17 protein-coding genes and 1 tRNA gene are annotated in these 16698 nt (G+C 66.8%); 9 read left to right on the top strand and 9 right to left on the bottom strand.

Features of this window, described 5'->3' with window-relative positions; genetic code table 11:
• The first annotated feature begins 139 nt into the window (after positions 1–139).
• Positions 140–214 (top strand) — tRNA-Val (locus tag P1L41_RS15550).
• Between the two features lie 322 nt (positions 215–536).
• Here the strand turns inward: P1L41_RS15550 and P1L41_RS15545 are convergent.
• Genes P1L41_RS15545 through P1L41_RS15535 form a run of 3 tightly spaced genes read right to left on the bottom strand, consistent with a single transcriptional unit; the run spans position 537 to position 3549 of the window.
• Positions 537–1976, bottom strand: coding sequence for an NAD(P)(+) transhydrogenase (Re/Si-specific) subunit beta (locus tag P1L41_RS15545; RefSeq protein ID WP_276296630.1), 1440 nt, complete (start codon positions 1974–1976; stop codon positions 537–539).
• A gap of 1 nt (position 1977) precedes the next feature.
• Positions 1978–2316, bottom strand: coding sequence for an NAD(P) transhydrogenase subunit alpha part 2 (locus P1L41_RS15540; protein WP_276296629.1), 339 nt, complete (start codon positions 2314–2316; stop codon positions 1978–1980).
• Between the two features lie 3 nt (positions 2317–2319).
• Entirely contained in the window at positions 2320–3549 is a 1230-nt protein-coding gene (locus P1L41_RS15535) for a Re/Si-specific NAD(P)(+) transhydrogenase subunit alpha (protein ID WP_276296628.1), read from the bottom strand.
• A gap of 231 nt (positions 3550–3780) precedes the next feature.
• Here P1L41_RS15535 and P1L41_RS15530 point away from each other — a divergent pair, with 231 nt between their 5' ends.
• Positions 3781–4137, top strand: a complete 357-nt coding sequence (locus P1L41_RS15530; RefSeq protein WP_276296627.1) for a hypothetical protein — start codon at positions 3781–3783, stop codon at positions 4135–4137.
• A gap of 18 nt (positions 4138–4155) precedes the next feature.
• Here P1L41_RS15530 and P1L41_RS15525 read toward each other — a convergent pair whose 3' ends face one another.
• Positions 4156–4476 carry a lycopene cyclase domain-containing protein gene (locus tag P1L41_RS15525; protein ID WP_276296626.1) on the bottom strand — a complete coding sequence of 107 codons (321 nt, stop codon included), beginning with the start codon at positions 4474–4476 and terminating at the stop codon, positions 4156–4158.
• A 107-nt stretch (positions 4477–4583) separates the two neighbouring features.
• Here P1L41_RS15525 and P1L41_RS15520 point away from each other — a divergent pair, with 107 nt between their 5' ends.
• A complete protein-coding gene (locus P1L41_RS15520) occupies positions 4584–5726 on the top strand; it encodes a CBS domain-containing protein (protein WP_276296625.1) in 1143 nt (380 codons plus the stop codon).
• Positions 5727–6121: 395 nt separating this feature from the next.
• Here the strand turns inward: P1L41_RS15520 and P1L41_RS15515 are convergent, their stop codons facing one another.
• The gene (locus tag P1L41_RS15515) at positions 6122–8347 is read right to left on the bottom strand and encodes a CDC48 family AAA ATPase (protein WP_276296624.1); all 2226 of its coding nucleotides are present in this window, start codon (positions 8345–8347) and stop codon (positions 6122–6124) included.
• A gap of 219 nt (positions 8348–8566) precedes the next feature.
• On the opposite strand from P1L41_RS15515, the gene P1L41_RS15510 reads away from it, so the two are divergent.
• Positions 8567–8977, top strand: coding sequence for a universal stress protein (locus P1L41_RS15510; RefSeq protein WP_276296623.1), 411 nt, complete (start codon positions 8567–8569; stop codon positions 8975–8977).
• Between the two features lie 60 nt (positions 8978–9037).
• Positions 9038–10327, top strand: coding sequence for a nickel pincer cofactor biosynthesis protein LarC (larC, locus tag P1L41_RS15505; RefSeq protein WP_276296622.1), 1290 nt, complete (start codon positions 9038–9040; stop codon positions 10325–10327).
• Here the strand turns inward: larC and P1L41_RS15500 are convergent.
• Positions 10324–11118 carry a hypothetical protein gene (locus P1L41_RS15500; RefSeq protein WP_276296621.1) on the bottom strand — a complete coding sequence of 265 codons (795 nt, stop codon included), beginning with the start codon at positions 11116–11118 and terminating at the stop codon, positions 10324–10326. The two genes, larC and P1L41_RS15500, sit on opposite strands and share 4 nt — an antisense overlap.
• Positions 11119–11249: 131 nt before the next feature.
• Between P1L41_RS15500 and P1L41_RS15495 the strand changes: the two genes are divergently transcribed.
• Positions 11250–12092 (top strand): hypothetical protein, encoded by an 843-nt coding sequence (locus P1L41_RS15495; RefSeq protein ID WP_276296620.1) that lies wholly within the window; start codon positions 11250–11252, stop codon positions 12090–12092.
• Positions 12093–12135: 43 nt separating this feature from the next.
• Here the strand turns inward: P1L41_RS15495 and P1L41_RS15490 are convergent, their stop codons facing one another.
• Positions 12136–12378 carry a hypothetical protein gene (locus P1L41_RS15490; protein ID WP_276296619.1) on the bottom strand — a complete coding sequence of 81 codons (243 nt, stop codon included), beginning with the start codon at positions 12376–12378 and terminating at the stop codon, positions 12136–12138.
• Positions 12379–12482: 104 nt separating this feature from the next.
• On the opposite strand from P1L41_RS15490, the gene P1L41_RS15485 reads away from it, so the two are divergent.
• Complete coding sequence (locus P1L41_RS15485; protein WP_276296618.1) at positions 12483–12845, top strand: hypothetical protein; 363 nt, start codon at positions 12483–12485, stop codon at positions 12843–12845.
• 12 nt (positions 12846–12857) lie between these two features.
• Here the strand turns inward: P1L41_RS15485 and P1L41_RS15480 are convergent, their stop codons facing one another.
• Positions 12858–13319, bottom strand: coding sequence for a hypothetical protein (locus P1L41_RS15480; protein ID WP_276296617.1), 462 nt, complete (start codon positions 13317–13319; stop codon positions 12858–12860).
• 115 nt (positions 13320–13434) lie between these two features.
• Here P1L41_RS15480 and radB point away from each other — a divergent pair, with 115 nt between their 5' ends.
• Positions 13435–14145, top strand: a complete 711-nt coding sequence (gene radB, locus P1L41_RS15475) for a DNA repair and recombination protein RadB (RefSeq protein ID WP_276296616.1) — start codon at positions 13435–13437, stop codon at positions 14143–14145.
• 73 nt (positions 14146–14218) lie between these two features.
• Here the strand turns inward: radB and phoU are convergent, their stop codons facing one another.
• Positions 14219–14899: a phosphate signaling complex protein PhoU gene (gene phoU / locus P1L41_RS15470; RefSeq protein WP_276296615.1), complete on the bottom strand. Its 681-nt coding sequence runs from the start codon at positions 14897–14899 to the stop codon at positions 14219–14221.
• Positions 14900–15150: 251 nt separating this feature from the next.
• On the opposite strand from phoU, the gene P1L41_RS15465 reads away from it, so the two are divergent.
• Positions 15151–16698 (top strand): TrkH family potassium uptake protein, encoded by a 1548-nt coding sequence (locus P1L41_RS15465; RefSeq protein ID WP_379789061.1) that lies wholly within the window; start codon positions 15151–15153, stop codon positions 16696–16698.

The following is a 16698-nucleotide window of genomic DNA, read 5'->3' as shown; positions in this document are numbered from 1 at the left end:
ATCCGTACACTCACTTAACGCTGTCGGGCTGGCCGAGCCTCACCGCGGGTGTGGGCCGAATCAACAGACGCCGTGCGGGTCCGGAATTCGAAACCTTCAATTACACCCCCCGGTAACTGAAGAATGCACTCAGCAGTGAGGGTTCGTGGTCTAGGTCGGTTATGACACCTCCTTGACATGGAGGAGGCCGGCGGTTCAAATCCGCCCGAACCCACTCTTTCTGTCACGAACAACCCGTGAGCGACGAACGTGTCCGTGAGAGCGATTTGAACCAGGGAACGAGAGGTGAGCGAGCGGTGCGAGCGAACGGGAGTGACCGTGGTTCACAATCCGCCCGAACCCACTTCTGACGGCGCAACCGACGAGCGTAGCGAATCGATAGCGACAGCTGCGTGAGTGCGTACGTTCCGGGAGTCCTGCGGAGAACATCGCGAGCGCTCGATAGCAGAAACAGGCTGCGGCCGCCGCGGTCACGGACGCGTGGTGATGGGCGACCGCAGGCCCGAGTCACCGACGCGCGATACAGAAGTCCGGCCTCAGTGGTTCTCCTTGTAGAGGTTGACCAGTTCCTGCATCGACTCCTTGGCGTCGCCGAACAGCATCGAGGTCTTGTCGTCGGCGAACAGCGGGTTGGGGATGCCCGAGAAGCCGGGGCTGAGGCTGCGCTTGTTGACGATGACCGTCCGCGCCTCGGAGACGTTGAGCACGGGCATGCCCGCGATAGGGCTGGAGTCGTCGGTGTTGGCCTTCGGGTTGACGACGTCGTTGGCGCCGGTGACGATGACCACGTCCGTCTGGGAGAAGGTCGGGTTCACCTCTTCCAGTTCGCGCATCTTCTCGTAGGGGACGTCGGCCTCCGCCAGCAGGACGTTCATGTGGCCCGGCATCCGGCCGGCGACCGGGTGGATACCGAACTCCACGTCGACGTTGTTCTCGTCGAGCAGTTCCGCCAGTTCGGCGGCGGCGTGCTGTGCCTGCGCGACGGCCATCCCGTAGCCGGGGACGATGACGACCCGCTGGGCGGTGTCGAGCAGCATCTCGACTTCCTCGGGGGAGGTCTCGGTGATGTTCCCCTCGTAGGTCGCGTCCATCTCCTCGGAGGACGTCTCCTCGCCGAACCCGCCGAAGAGGACGTTCGCCAGCGACCGGTTCATCGATTCGCACATGATGACCGTCAGAATCAGGCCGGAGGCCCCGACGAGCGTCCCGGCGATGATGAGGACGGTGTTGCTCAGGACGAACCCGGTGGCCGCGGCCGCCAGCCCGGAGTAGGAGTTCAGCAGCGCGATGACCACGGGCATGTCCGCGCCCCCGATGGGCAGTACCAGGAGCACGCCCAGAATCGACGCAGCGGCGAACAGCAGCCAGTACGACGGCACCCACTGGGTCTCGAGCAGCATGGCGGCGAAGTCCGGCCGGACCACGATGTGGACGCCGAAGGCGACGGCGACCAGGAGGAAGACGACCTTGGCGGCCTGGTCACCGGTGAAGCGTATCTCGGAGGTGTCGAGCACGCCGTGGAGTTTGCCGGCGGCCACGAGGCTCCCCCACAGGGTCACGGCGCCGATGATGCCCGAGACGGCCCCGGCGGCGGTGACGTCGACCGAGACGGCGGCGATCGTCCGCGCGGTATCGAACTGGTCGACCAGCTCGGCGCCGGCGACCAGCGCCGAGGCCCCGCCGCCGAAGCCGTTGAACAGGCCGACGAGCTGGGGCATCTCCGTCCGCTCGACCGACACCGCAAGTCCCGTGCCGACGGCGCCGCCCACGACCAGGCCGGCCAGGAGCACTATCGGCGAGAGGATGTCGAGCCAGAGGACCGTGACGCCGACCGCCAGCAACATCCCACCCGAGGAGATCATGTTGCCACGCATCCCAGTCCGGGGGTGGGTCATGTCTCGAAGTCCCTGGATGAACAGGACCGCCGCGGCGAGATACGAGAGCGGGAGCACCCACTCCGGGAGGAACGAGACCACGTCAGTCCCCCCTCACGAAGTCCCGCAGCATGAAGTGACTCACGAGGTAGCCGCCGACGACGTTGATGGTCGCCATGACGACCGCGAGAAAGCCAAGTGCCGTCGCGAGCGTCGTCGACCCGGCCCCTGCCACCGCGACCGAGCCGATGAGGGTGATACCCGAGATGGCGTTGGCGCCGGACATCAGCGGCGTGTGGAGGTTCGTCGGAATCTTCGTGATTATCTCGTAGCCGACGAACGCCGCCAGCACGAACAGCGTGAGGTTCTGGATGAACGTCACGGCGACACCTCCTCGGGGCGGGCGGCGTCGCTGGCCCCGCTCCGACGCTGGCTCCTGCATCGCTCAGTCATCGGTCTCGCCCCCGTCGGGTTCGTCGTCGTTCGATTCGTCGCGCTCTGGTTCGCTTTCGTCTTCGTCTTCATCTTCGGCCTCAGCTTCGTCTCCGTCGTCTCTGTGTGGGTTTCGTACGGTTCCATCGTGGGTGAGTAGCGTCGAGTCGACGATCTCGTCGTCCGTGTCGATGGCGAGTTCGCCGTCCTCGAGCAGGTTCTCCAGGAAGTCCTGAACGTTGTTCGCGTAGAGCTCGCTGGCCGTGTGGGGCACCCGCGCGGCCAGGTTGGTCGGTCCGAATATCGTCACGCCCTCGCGGGTGACTGTCTCGCCCGGTTCGGTGAGTTCGCAGTTGCCGCCCGTCGGCGCCGAGACGTCGACGATGACCGAGCCGGGGTCCATCTCCTTGACCATGTCTTCGGTCACGAGCTCCGGTGCCGGCGCGCCCGGAATCGCCGCCGTCGTGATGACGACGTCGGACTCGCCGACGACCCGGGTGAGCTGCTTTCGCTGCTGTCGGTAGAACTCCTCGTCCATCTCCCGCGCGTAGCCCTCGTCGTCGCCCGACCCCTCGGTCTCCAGGTCGAGTTCGACGAACTCGGCCCCGAGGCTCTGGACCTGTTCTCTGACCTCCAGCCGGATGTCGTATCCCTTGACGTTCGCCCCCAGCCGGTCGGCCGTCGCGATGGCCTGCAGGCCCGCAACGCCGGCCCCGATGACGAACACGTCGGCCGGCTGGACCGTGCCAGCGGCGGTCATCATCAGGGGGAACAGCTTCGGCGACGCCTCGGCGCCGATAATCACCGACTTGTAACCCCCGATGTTGCCCATCGACGTCACCGCGTCCATGCTCTGAGCGCGGCTGATGCGGGGGATGAGTTCGAGCGAGAACGCCGAGATGTCGCGCTCCGCCAGCGGCTCCAGTTCCTCGTCGACGTCGTAGGGCCCGAGCAGCCCGACGACGACCTGTCCGTCGCTGTACGGGTCGGTCGGGACGTCCTCGGCGGCGCCCAGTCCACGGACCTGCAGGATGACGTCCGCTCGCTCGAAGACCTCGTTTCGGTCGGCAACGACCTCGCAGCCGGCCGACCGGTATTCGTCGTCGGTCCAGTCGGCACCGGCGCCGGCGCCGGCCGCGATCAGCACCTCGTGGCCGTCGTCGACGAGCTCCTCGGCGACGGGGGGAATCAACGCGACCCGCGTCTCGTCCGCGACGGTCTCAGTCGGTACCCCGACAATCATCGTTCACGAATCCCACCTGAGCGCTGTAAACTGGCCGTACAGGTCCGCTGTACGCGCTCGATCCACATTCTGTTACTGTGCATGTGCATGTCTGTTATGCCACTCTGTTTCATGGGTTAAATATCCTTACATCGAAGCATTACTGATTAAAATGGTAAATCGCTGCCTCTGCTGCCGTATCCCCTAAACCTATTTCAGTAGTTTCTTAGACCGGCCAACGAACCGACACCTATGGACGAGACAGTTCACTCGATGCAGCCGTTCGATCAGTTCGTCCTGCTGTCCGTGGTCGAACTGACAGCGGCGGATGCGACGCCGGCCCATTCCTTCGACGTCGCAGAGACTGCCAAGGACCACCTCGACGACATCGACCGGGACCCGTTCGGTGGCGTCCAGCGCCAGGAGGTCATCTCGGCACTGCAGACGCTCGCCGACGCTGGCCTGCTCGAGAAGTCGAAAGCCGAATCGCCCATCGGCAAGGGTCGACCGGGCTACGAACTGGCGGTCGACGCCGAGACCGTCCTCGACGAGCTAACGGGCGTCGAGGGACTCGGGTCCTACGCCGAGACGCTGCGGACGAGCGCGTAACTCACGGTCGCTGTCACGCTACCCGTCGTCGTCACTGGCCGCCCCGCCGTGCAGCGTCTCGTGGAGACCGACGACCAGCGCCGGAACGACGACCATGAAGATGTGCTCCTCGATGGGGATTCCCAGGAGATCGACGCCGGTCCGCAAGACGATGTCGAACACGCCGACCTTGAGCGTGTACCAGTCCCAGACGTAGGCGACGGGGTAGAGCACGACGATGGTCTTCGCGGCCCGCCTGAGAGCGCCAGCCCGCCACAGCAACGCGAATGCGACACTTCCCCAGAGCACCTCGGTGACGAGGTACGTGTAGGGACCGAAGACGCCGATATCGGGGAGCATACGTCGACGAGGTGGGCCACCATCTAAAGGCTAATCCGCTTCCCGTCCCCCAGGAATCGAACCAACCTTGATAACCCTTCACAGCGAAGGTCCGTCTGTGAAGTACTATGGATATTGCTGATATCGCTACGAGAGAGTTTGTCGAAGTCGACGCGGGCAAACGACTTGGGAAGGTCCGGTCTATCTTCGAGCGCGAGAACCCGAAAGGGATCATCGTCACTAAGGACGGCGCATACGCCGGCGTCATCACGCAGAAGCAGCTCGTCCAGTCTCACGTCGAGGACAACGCGAAGGCGGGCGCGATGACCAGCTCCGCGCCCAAGGTCGCACGCACCGACGACGTCCGTGAGGTCGCTCGCGTACTCGTCGAGGGCGGCACGAAGATCGCGCCCGTCTTCGAGGGCGACGAGCTCTGGGGCATCGTCACGGAGGACGATATCCTGGCGGCCGTCCTCGAGAACCTCGACGCGCTCACCGTGGACCAGATCTACACCGACGACGTCGTGACGGTCGCCGAGGACACCAACGTCGGTCAGGTCATCAATCTCCTCCGCGAGCACGGCATCTCTCGCCTCCCCGTGCTCGACGAGCAGGACGGGCTGACCGGGATGGTCACCCGGCACGACGTCGTCGACGTCGTCGTCCGTGACATGAACAAGGCGACCACCGGCGACCGCTCCGGCGAGATTCAGCGCATCCTCGACATCCCCGTCTACGACGTGATGAGCAGCCCCGTCGAGACGGTGACGCTCGACGCCTCCGTCCGCGACGCAGTGGCCCGGATGCTCGAGAACGACTTCGCCGGGCTGGTCGTGACGCCCAAGGACGACGACACCGCGGTCGAGGGCATCCTCACCAAGACCGACGTGCTCCGGGCGCTGACGTTCACCGAGGAGGACCACATGGACGTCCAGATCACCAATATCAAGCTCCTCGACACCATCTCCCGGGCCGACCTCCGCAGCGACATCGGCGAGGTGGCCGACAAGTACCAGGCCATGCAGGTCCAGCACGCCCACGTCCGGTTCCACGAACACAAAGAGAAACTCCGTGGCACCCCGCTCATCCAGTGCCAGATTCGCCTCCGGACCAACAAGGGCCAGGCCGCCGGTTCCGGCGAGGGCTACGGGGCCGAGATGGCGTTCAACGTCGCGCTGGACAAACTCGAACGGAACGTCCTCGAACTGAAAGGCGTCCAGGCCGACGAGGAGTACCGTGGCCAGGTGCTCCGGAAGCTCGGCGAACTCTAGAAACCACTTTTTGCTGCGTCGGGTTCGCGCTTCGCGCGAACCGCTCTCTGCTCACGGGCGCTGCGCACCCGTTCGCATGGTCGGCGGGACCTTCGGTCCCGCTCGACTTGCAAAAACCTGGGGAAAAAGGCGGGACCTCGCTTCGCTCGGTCCCGTAAAACGGCGGCTTCGCCGCCGTATGCTCGTTTCTGTAGACCTGCCTTTCCCCGGGTCGCGCGACGGAGCGCGCTCCCGGCCCAGAACGGAAATTCGCTTTCTCACGGTTGCATGCGGACGTCGAGCGAAGCGAGGCGGTTCACCGGAATCTCGGCCGTGGCCGAGATTCCGGCCTTTTCCCCAGGTTTTTGCAAGCGGGGTCGCCCCTGGCGACCCCCGAAGTAAAAGTGGGTGCCGTGCTACTGGAACCCGATGCGGCCGCTGCCGCCAGCCTGGCGCTTCGGGCTGGAGCCGCCCTTGAACTCCTCTTCCATCTGCTCGTAGTACTCCCGGATGTCGTCGTTGATGGTCGGACGGACGCTGTCCATCGCCTGGCGGAAGTGGCGCATCTCGACGACGTCGGCGTCGTCGGACTCACGCAGTGCCTCGATGGCGGCCTCGCGAGCGATGGACTCGAGGTCGGAGCCGACGAACCCGTCGCTGATCTCGGCCAGTTCCCGCAGGCTGACGTCGGGCGACAGCGGCGTGTCGTCCGTGTGGATCTTGAGGATCTGCTCGCGACCCTCGGTGCTGGGTTCGCCGATCATCACCAGTCGGTCGAAGCGGCCCGAGCGGATGAGCGCCGGGTCGATCATGTCCGGGCGGTTGGTCGCGCCGATGACCATCACGTCTTCCATCTCCTCGAGGCCGTCAAGTTCCGTCAGGAGCTGGTTGACGACGCGCTCGGAGACGTTCGACCCGACCTCGCCGCCACGGCCCGGCGCGAGCGAGTCGAGTTCGTCGAAGAAGATGACCGTCGGCGAGACCTGCCGGGCCTTCCGGAAGGTCTGGCGGATGGCCTTCTCGCTCTCGCCGACCCACTTGCTGAGCAGTTGCGGGCCACGCACCGAGATGAAGTTCGCGTCCGTCTCGTTGGCGACGGCTTTCGCCATCAGGGTCTTCCCCGTGCCGGGTGGACCGTAGAGCAGGACGCCCGAGGGCGGGGTCACACCCATCCGCTCGAACTTCTCGGGTGAGTTCATCGGCCACTCGACGGCCTCCTGGACCTGCTCTTTGGCCTCGTTGAGGCCGCCGACGCTGTCCCAGGACACCTTCGGGAGTTCGACCAGCACCTCCCGCATCGCGCTCGGCGAGACCTCGTTGAGCGCGCCCTTGAAGTCGTCGCGCTTGATGATCATCCGGTCGATGAGGCTCGGCGGGATGTCCTCCTGGTCTAAGTCGATCTCGGGGAGGTACCGGCGCAGCGCCTTCATCGCGGCCTCTTTGGTCAGGCTCTCGATGTCGGCGCCCACGAAGCCGTGCGTGTCGGTCGCCAGCTTCGAGAGCGTGACGTCGTCCGACAGCGGCATCCCGCGGGTGTGTATCTGGAGGATCTCCTCGCGCCCCACCTCGTCCGGGACGCCGATCTCGATCTCGCGGTCGAACCGGCCCGGGCGACGCAGTGCCGGGTCGACGCTGTCGACGCGGTTGGTCGCGGCGATGACGATGACCTGGCCCCGCGATTCGAGGCCGTCCATCATCGTCAGCAGCTGGGCGACGACGCGGCGTTCGACCTCGCCCGTGACGTCCTCGCGCTTGGGGGCGATGGAGTCCAGTTCGTCGATGAAGATGATGGAGGGCGCCTCTTCGCTGGCGTCTTCGAATATCTCGCGCAGCTGCTGTTCGGACTCGCCGTAGTACTTCGAGATGATCTCCGGCCCTGCGATAGAGAAGAAGCTGGCAGAGGTCTCGTTGGCGACGGCTTTCGCGAGCAGGGTCTTACCGGTGCCGGGCGGACCGTGCAGGAGGACCCCCTGGGGCGGCTCGATGCCCAGTTTCTTGAATATCTGGGGGTGTTTCATCGGCAGTTCGACCATCTCTCGCACCCGCTGAATCTCGCTCTGGAGGCCGCCGATGTCCTCGTAGGTGATGCCGCCGCCGGTCTTCTCGAAGCCCGAGATGGGCTCCTCGCGGAGCTCCACCTCGGTGTCCTCGGTGATGAGACAGACGCCTTCCGGATCGGTCTCCACGGCGATGAGCGGGATGGCTTGGCCGGGCGAGCGCATGAACGGGTGGTTCGTCGAGGACATCACGGGGACGATGTCGCGCTCGACGACCGGCCGCTTCAGAATCTGCCGTTTGACCATGCCAGCGGCGTCAGAGCCGAACTGGACGCTCGCTTCTTCGGGCGGTGCGAGCACCAGCTTGTCTGCTTTCTCGGCTTCTGCCTTGCGGATGGTGACGCGCTCGCCGATGCCCACGTCGGCGTTTTGGCGCGTGAAGCCGTCTATTCTGACCGTGTCGGTGTTCCAATCCTGTCGGTCGGCCCGCCAGACCTTCGCGGCCGTCGTGTCGCTGCCCTCGATCTCGATGATGTCACCCGGGGAGAGCTTGAGATGCAACAACGTATCGGGGTCCAGACGGGCGATGCCGCGACCCGAGTCGTTCGGGTACGCCTTCGCCACTTCTAGTTGCACTTCGTTCATAGTAGACTGGGTTACAGTACAGTCGGGTATCCCGGGAGATATGCTTTATGCTACCGGCGGTCAGCAGGGGTGGCGACGGATATATACGTGTCGTGGTATCACGTCACAGTCTGGCCCCACTGCGTAGCCCTCAGGCTCGACTCCCGTCACCCGCTCGGGTAGCCAACAGACCCTGCCGGCATCGCCGTGTTTGATAAGGGTGGCACCGATACGCCGGGTATGGTATTTCTCGTTCCGTTCGACGGCTCGCCACAGGCGGAAGCGGCGCTCGACCGCGCAGTCGCCTACGGTGCAGCGATGGACACCGACGTCGTCGCCGTCAGCCTGGTCCCGACCGGCTCCGACTACGCACAGCGTCGCCGCCGGGTCGACCCGACAGAGGACTTCGCGGCCGAGACGGCGGCCAGCGACCTCCGTCGGAAGATCGAGGAGGCGACCGACGACGCGGAACTCCGCTACGAGGACTTCAGCGCGTACTCGGCCTCCGAGCTGTCAGAGACCATCCAGCAGGTCGCCCGCGACGTCGACGCCGAAGTCGTCTTCCTCGGCAGCAACGACAGCGAGGACGTCGTCATTCCGAGGACCGACGCGGGCGACGTCTTCGACGTCCACATCGTCCGCCAGGGCTGACCGCCCGGCAAAGCGCGCCGACAGAGTGGGTTTTTCCCCACCGGGGTCGTCACGTCGCGTATGCGAACACTCGCCTTTGACGGCCGGATGGGTGCCGCCGGCGATATGATTCTCGGGGCACTTCTCGCGGCCGGCGCCGACCGTTCCGTCCTCGACCCCGTCGAGGACGCCCTCGACGTCACCTACGAGGTCTCGACGGTCGACCGGAGCGGCATCAGTGCGACCCGCGTCGAGGTACTACTGACCGGCGACCAGGACGAGGAGTCGGACCACGAGCACGAACACACGCATGACCACGGGCATTCCCATGACCACAGCCACGAGCACGCTCACGACCACGACCATCATCCGGCCGAGGGCCACGGCCCCGCTCGGACGTATCCCGAGGTCATCGACATCGTCGAGGACATGGACCTCCCGGACGCAGTCGAGGCGGACGCGCTCGCCATCTTCGAGCTTCTCGGCCGGGCCGAAGCCGCCGTCCACGGCACCGACCTGAAGGAGACGCACTTCCACGAGGTCGGTGCCGACGACGCCATCGCTGACGTCGTCGGTGCTGCGCTCTTGCTCGCAGACCTCGACGTCGAACAGGTCGTCACGACGCCGCTCTCGGCCGGCGGCGGCACCATCGAGATGAGCCACGGGACCTATCCGGTGCCGACGCCCGCCGTGGTCGAAATCGCCGAACGGGCCGACTGGTCGCTCGCCGGCGGCCCCGTCGAGACCGAACTGCTGACGCCGACCGGGGCGGCCATCCTGGTACACGTCGCCAAGGGGGTCGAGACGCTCCCCCCGCTCGACCTCGACGCCTCGGGCTACGGGGCCGGCGGCCGGTCGGTCCCGAACCGGCCGAACGTTTTGCGCGCGATGGTCGGCCAGACGAGCGGCCGCCTCCGACGCGACGACATCACGGTCCTGGAGACGAACGTCGACGACGTCTCGCCGGAGGTGCTCGGTGACCTCCAGCGCTCGCTGAGTGCCGTGGGTGCGCGCGACGTCACAATCGTGCCGACGACGATGAAGAAGTCCCGGCCGGGCCACCTGGTGAAGGTAGTCTGCAAGCCAGAGCGGGCCCAGCCGGTCGCCCGTCGGCTGGCTGAGGAGACCGGGACCCTGGGCATCAGGGAGCACGGCGCGGGCCACCGCTGGGTCGCCGACCGCGAGTTCGAGACGGTCGCGCTGTCTATCGACGGCGAGCGCCACGAGGTGCAGGTGAAGATCGCTTCCGACGAGACGGGCGCGGTGTACGACGTCAGCGCCGAGTACGACGACGCGGCGGCCGTCGCCGAGGCGACCGGCCTGACGATTCGCGACGTGATGCGCCGGGCCGAACGGACCGTCCAGTCCTAGCTCTCTTCGCCTTGCCCTTCGCGGGCGTCGCTGTCCTGCTCGTTCGGCTCTGCCTCGGCCTCTTCGCCCCTGTGCTCGGCCAGGGCCTCCGCGATGGTGAGGTCACCCACGGCGACCCGCCTTGCGAGCAGTTCGTCGATAGCCCGGTTGGTCTCGCTCGCCTCGCGCGAGCGGTCCTTGATGCGCTGGAGTTCGCCGGCCGTCGGTTCGATGGTCCGACTCGCTATCTCTTCGCCCTCCTGTCGGGCGATGTTCACCGCCGCCAGCACGTCGCCCATGCCGCGGGCGCCGGCTCCGAGATACGGGGTCGTCCCGGACTCGTCGACCAGTTCGACCGGAACGTCCTCCAGGTCGTCGATGATGCGCGCGCCGACCAGGCGAGCACCGTCGCCGACGCGGACCAGCGGGTCCGTGGCGTCCTCGACTTCCGCTCGCACGACGTCACCGGCCTGTGCCGCTGGGACCTGGAACGCGGCGACGACCATCTCGCCGTGGAGGACGGCGATACCGGGCCGCTCGCCGGGGTCGATGCCGACTACGGTCCGTCCATCGGTTCCACGCAGCGTCGCCACGGCCGACTCGACCGCGCCCCGGGGGTCGTCCGGGTCGGCCTCGACGACTGGGATGCCGTCGGGAACCTCGACGGACTCGTCGGCCGCGACGACGGCGACCTCGACGCGCTCGGGCCACTCGTCGCCCGGTTCGATGGTGGTGAAGGTGACGCCGCGGTCCCGCAGCTCGTTGACCACGCCGTGGTACACCTCGAAGTCCTCCGTGGCGACGACGATCACTGTCGCCCCTTGGTGAGAGGGGAACTTACGCCTTGCTGGACCCTGGTGCGCCGGTCCCGGAGCCCGGCGACGGGTGCGTTCGAGCCGTCACCTGGTCAACTGTTTTGTCGCTCTCGGGCGAAGGGTCGGTGATGGTTCCCGCTATCCGGTCGGGCGGCGAGCACGGCACCGACCCGCTGCTCGGCCTCGTCGTCGGCCTCTACGTCGCTCTGCTCGTGACCCCGGCCGTCGTCCTGGCCGTCGAACGAGCGTTCGCTCCCGGCGCCGGCGCGCTGTACGGGACCGTCCTCGTCACGCTCACCGCGGTGACGGGAGTCGGCTGGTGGGTCGTCGGTCGCCGTCGGGCCGCGCTCGTACGCGTCGGTGGGTCTCCAGGGAAGTGGGTCGCCGCCGTGGCGCCGGTCGGTCTCGTCGTGCTCGGGTTCGCCTCGCTCGCTCGCACCGGTGCGCTCGGCGTACTCGCCCTGTTTTTCGGCACGTTTGCGGCAATCGCTGGGGCCGCGCTCGCGGTCATGACCCGGACCCGGCACACCGACGCGGTCACCGACGGGCTCGACGAACTGGCCGAGTGGTCGGCGGGATGGCCGGCGTCGGCGCGCCGGCCACTGACGGTCGTCGCCGGGGTCGCCGTCCTCTGTGCGGTCGTGCTGTTCCTCGCCGGCCTCGTCACCGGGGCCGACGGCCTCCGGACGGTCGGCCACCTCCTCTTCCCGTTCGGCATCGTGGTCCTGGCAGTCGGTCAGGAACGGACGTACGTGGCGACCGACGCGGGCCTCGAACAGCGCCTCCCGGTCGCGCGCCGCCTCTACCGCTGGACGACCTTCACGTCCTGGTCGCGGACCGCTGACGCCATCGTCCTCCACAGGCGTCGCCGGGTCGACCTCCGGTTCGCCGTCGAGGACCTCGCGGACCCCGACGCGGTGGAGGCGGTCTGTTCCCGGCATCTCTCCGCGCGCTCTCCGCGAGCGGAGTGAGGTATCCCGTCCGCGCGACAGCAGCGGCCCCGTCCCGCGCTCTTCACTGTGACAGCAGGTACCCGCTCGCTGTAAGCAACGCCGCTCCGACGACGATCGGCGCGACGACGAACAGCGGGTGCCACGGCGCGCATCCGTCACACTGGCCAGCGCTCACCCGAGCGGCGATACTGAAATGAAGATAACTCCCGTATCCCGCGAGCGCGAGGCCCGGGGGGAGCAGGAGGCCGCCCAAAAGGTCGCGCTTCGTCAGCACTCGCTCGGTCACTGCTGGCGCCCGTACCATGCCAGGAACCTCGAGGGCCAGCACAAAGGTTCTCAGGGACGCTCAAACGCCGTTTACAGCGACCTGAAGGGATTCAGTATTCCCGCCTGCACACTCGACCACCGATGGGCTCCGGACGGCTCCTCCTCGCAGTAGTACTCGTGGCGGCGGTGGTACTCGGTAGCGTCGGCACCGTGACTAGTGCTCAGCAACGTGCCCTGAACGCCGAGGACGCACACGTCACCAGCCACCTCGAACGCGCTCCCTGTCTCGACGACTGGGGAACCCGTGAAGGGGCGGTCACGGAGCGAGCATCCATCACTGGGCTCGCCCCGCTCGGGGTCCGCGTGAGCGTCACGCTGCCGTACGCCTACCGGGTCGACGTCGACGGCGAGACGGTCTTCGCCGACACGAGTTCGGACGCGGTGTACGCGGTAACGGCGCTGGGCACCCGTCGGGTCGGCGGCGACGAGATAGCCCCCTGCTAAAGCGTCTCCGAGTTACGACCCTCCTGCCACGACGAGTGCGGCGTCGTCTCGCCACACCTGGACACCGCGCCAGACGACGCCACCGACCAGCGAGAGTATCCCGACGGCGGTGATGGCAAGCCACGTGAGTACCATCGCGCCAGGGTTCGAGAAGACGAGGCCGAACGCGACGAGCGGTCCCACCGCGCTCAGGAACGCTGCCAGTCCAGCGAGCAGGAAGAGTCCGCGCTGGGGACGGGTGAACCTGAGCCCGTAGCCACCAAGGGGCGGAATCGCCAGGCCAAGCGACAACACCAGGAAGCCGACCCACGCGACGATGTAGAGGAAGAAGACCGCGAGGCCGCCGACGAACCCGTCGCTGCCCGCCGGCGGTGGGTCCATGGTGGCGATCCCGACCAGCGCGACCAGGAGCAGTGCCAGGCCGAGCGTCGCGACCGGGAGCTGGAGGGTGCCGAGCGCCGACCGAACGTCCATGGTATAGACATCCGCCACGACGCCGAAGAGGGTTGGTAAGGCTACAAACACGGTCGAAGCCTCCGCCGACGGCCAGGTGCGAGCGTTTTTATCGGAACCTGCGTAACTCCCTACTGTGAGCGAGTACGTCTCGACCGGGTGTGGGCCCATCGACGACCTCCTGGGTGGGGGGCTGGAACGCGGCGCGGTCACGCAGGTGTACGGCCCGCCGGCGGCCGGCAAGACCAACCTCGGGCTTTCGGCGGCCCTCGACGTCGCTGCGGGGGGCGACGCCGCCCTCTATATCGACACCGAGGGCCTCTCGGCCGACCGGTTGCGCCAGGTCGCGGCCGGTCGCGCTGCCGGGACCGGCCAGACCGTCGACGACCTCGCGGGGCGGCTCATCGTCTCTGAGGTGCTCGACTACGACGAGCAGGCAGAAGCTGTCCAGGATGCCGCAGAGTTCGCCGCCGAGGTCGAGCTCGTCGTGCTGGACAGCGCGACCGGGTTCTACCGCCTGCGCCGGACCGACGATGACGGCGGCGAGACGCTCCGGGACGTCGCCCGGCAGATTACCCACCTCCTCTCGCTGGCCCGCAAACACGACATCGCGGTGCTGTTCACCAACCAGGTGTTCACCGATCCCGACAGCGACCGCTCGACGGCGCTGGGCGGGCACACGCTGAACCACTGGTCGGGAGCCATCATCCGACTGGACCGGTATCGCGGCGGCAACCGCCGCGCGACGCTGGAGAAACACCGCGCGAAGCCCGCCGGCGACACGGCCCAGTTCAGCATCACCGACGAGGGACTCGTCAGTGCGGACGGCCCCGACGCGCCACGATAACGGCGTCGCGACGCCAGTGGAAAACGGCGGCGCTCGCAGCGAGCGCGAGGAGCGGAGAAGCAGTGCTATGTGGTCAGTAGATGAGATCCGCGTCGTTCTCGACCATGTATAGCGTGCGCGCGGCGATGTTGACCGCGTGGTCGCCGACGCGCTCGATGTCCCGGATGGTCAACAACAACCGCGAGACGTCGGCCATCATCTGTTCGATCTCTGCTTCGCTCGACTCCGCGTCTATCTCGCGCTCGATGAGGTCGCGGACGACCGCCTCGGAGGCGGCCTCACAGCGCTCGTCGATTTCGTCGTCCATCTCGGCGATGGCGTAGCAGCGATCGGCGTCCTGTTCGGCGTAGGCCTGCATCGCTTCTTCGATCATCTCGACGACGCCGTCGGCGATGGCCTGGATGTCCACCTCGGGGAAGACGTCCTGTTCCGCCTCCAGCGAGTACTCGCCGAGGTTCGTCGCCAGGTCGGCGATGCGTTCGAGGTCGGTGATGACCTTGAACGAGGCGGCGATGAGCCGGAGGTCCGAGGCGACCGGTTGCTGCAGCGCGAGCAGGTCGATGCAGTCCTGTTCGAGCTCCAGATACAGCTGGTTGACCTCGTCGTCGCCCTCGATGACGTCCCAGGCGATCTCCTCGTCTTTCGATTCGAGGGCACTGAGCCCCATCTGCAACCGTTCGAGGACGATTTCCGACATGTAGAGGACGTCCTCGCGGAGCGATTCGAGCATCTCCTGATACGATTCTCGTGCCATTGGTGCCGAATCTATCCCTTTCGGATAAGTGCCTTTCCTTTGTCTCAATATCCCCACATAGCGCACAGTCGACGAGAGCCGAGACGGCGAACGGTTCCCGCCGTCGTCACGGGCCCGTACCCCGACTCGTCTCTGCCAGTTTTAAGGGGGTCCGCGGGGCACAGTGGGCTATACTCGCCTGCACGCTGTGACACGCGCCCGCACGGCACTCAACACCTCGACAATGAACCAGCCTGGTCGGCCCACCTGAGATGTCTGAACGCGTGACTACCGTCGTCGACTGGCGGACGAGCGTCGCGCTCACCGGAACCGTCGTGAAGTTCCTCGCCGTGGCGATGCTCGTGCCGCTCGTCGTCGCGCTCGCCTACGGGGAGGACGTCGGCGCGTTTGGTATCGCCATCGTCGTCACGGTCCTCTCTGGCATCGGGCTGGAGCAACTCGAGACGGGGGGCGACCTGCGCTCGCGCGAGGCGCTACTGTTCGTTGCCATCACGTGGTTCGCCGTCGCCGTCGTCGGTGCGGTTCCGTACATCCTCGCCGGGATGGGGACGGACTCGACGCTCGCCGACCCGACGAACGCACTGTTCGAGTCGATGTCGGGCTTCACCACGACGGGCGCGACGGTGATGGGGAACATCGGCGTCGAACACCACTCACACGCCCTGCTGCTGTGGCGCCAGCTCACCCAGTGGCTCGGCGGGATGGGGATCATCGTCCTGATGGTCGCCATCCTGCCGGAACTGTCGGTCAACGGCGCCCAGCTCGTCAGCGAGGAGGCCCCGGGCCCGCAACTGGAGAAGCTGACGCCACAGATCGCCGAGACGGCCCGCATCCTCTGGAAGGCGTACTTCGTGTTCACGGCCGCGCTCGCCGTCTTGCTGTACGGCCTCCACCTCGCCGGCCTCGCCCCGGACATGAACCTGTACAACGCTGTCGCTCACGCCTTCTCGACACTGCCGACGGGCGGGTTCTCCACGAAGGCCGACAGCATCGCCGCGTTCTCCGCGGCGGTCCAGTGGGTCATCATCCCCTTCGTCGTCGTCGCCGGGACCAACTTCGCGCTGTTCTGGCACCTGTTCGACGGGGAGTTCCGGCGCCCTTTCAGGGACCCGGAGTTCAGGCTGTACGCCGGCGCGACAGCCGTACTGACGGCCGTCGTCGCGGGACTGCTGTTCACTGGGGCGGCCCCGGCGCTCGCCCTCGGCGGGACCACCGCGGGCGTCCCGGAGAACGCGCTCCGACAGGCGGCGTTCCAGGTCACGTCGCTGCTGAACTCGACCGGCTACGCCAGCAGTGACTTCGCCCAGTGGGCGCCCCACGGCCAACTGGTCCTCCTGTTTACGATGTTCATCGGCGGCTCCGCCGGGTCGACCGGGGGCGGTATCAAGGTGGTCCGCTGGCTCATCGTCATGAAGGTGCTCCGCCGCGAGCTGTTCCACACCGCCCACCCCGAGGCCGTCCAGCCAATCCGCCTCGGTCGGCACGTCGTCGACGAGGAAGCCATCCGCGGCGTGACCGGCTTCACCCTCCTCTATCTCGTCCTGTTCGGCCTGGGCGCCCTGTTCATCTCGCTCGACGCCACCCGCGTCGGCATCACGCTGACGCCGCTGGAGGCCATCGGCGCGAGTCTGGCCGCCATCGGCAACATCGGGCCGGCCTTCGGTCGCCTCGGGCCCTTCGGCTCGTACCTGCTGCTGCCGGACACGACGAAGTTCGTGATGATTCTGCTGATGTGGGCCGGGCGACTGGAGATAATCACGGTGCTGGCCATCTTCACCGGCGCGTTCTGGCGCCGGTAG

The sequence above is a fragment of the Haloarcula ordinaria genome (assembly GCF_029338275.1).
Taxonomy (GTDB): Archaea; Halobacteriota; Halobacteria; order Halobacteriales; family Haloarculaceae; genus Haloarcula; species Haloarcula ordinaria.
Note: the sequence above shows the minus strand (reverse complement) of the source record. Positions and strands in the feature narration are given on the sequence as shown.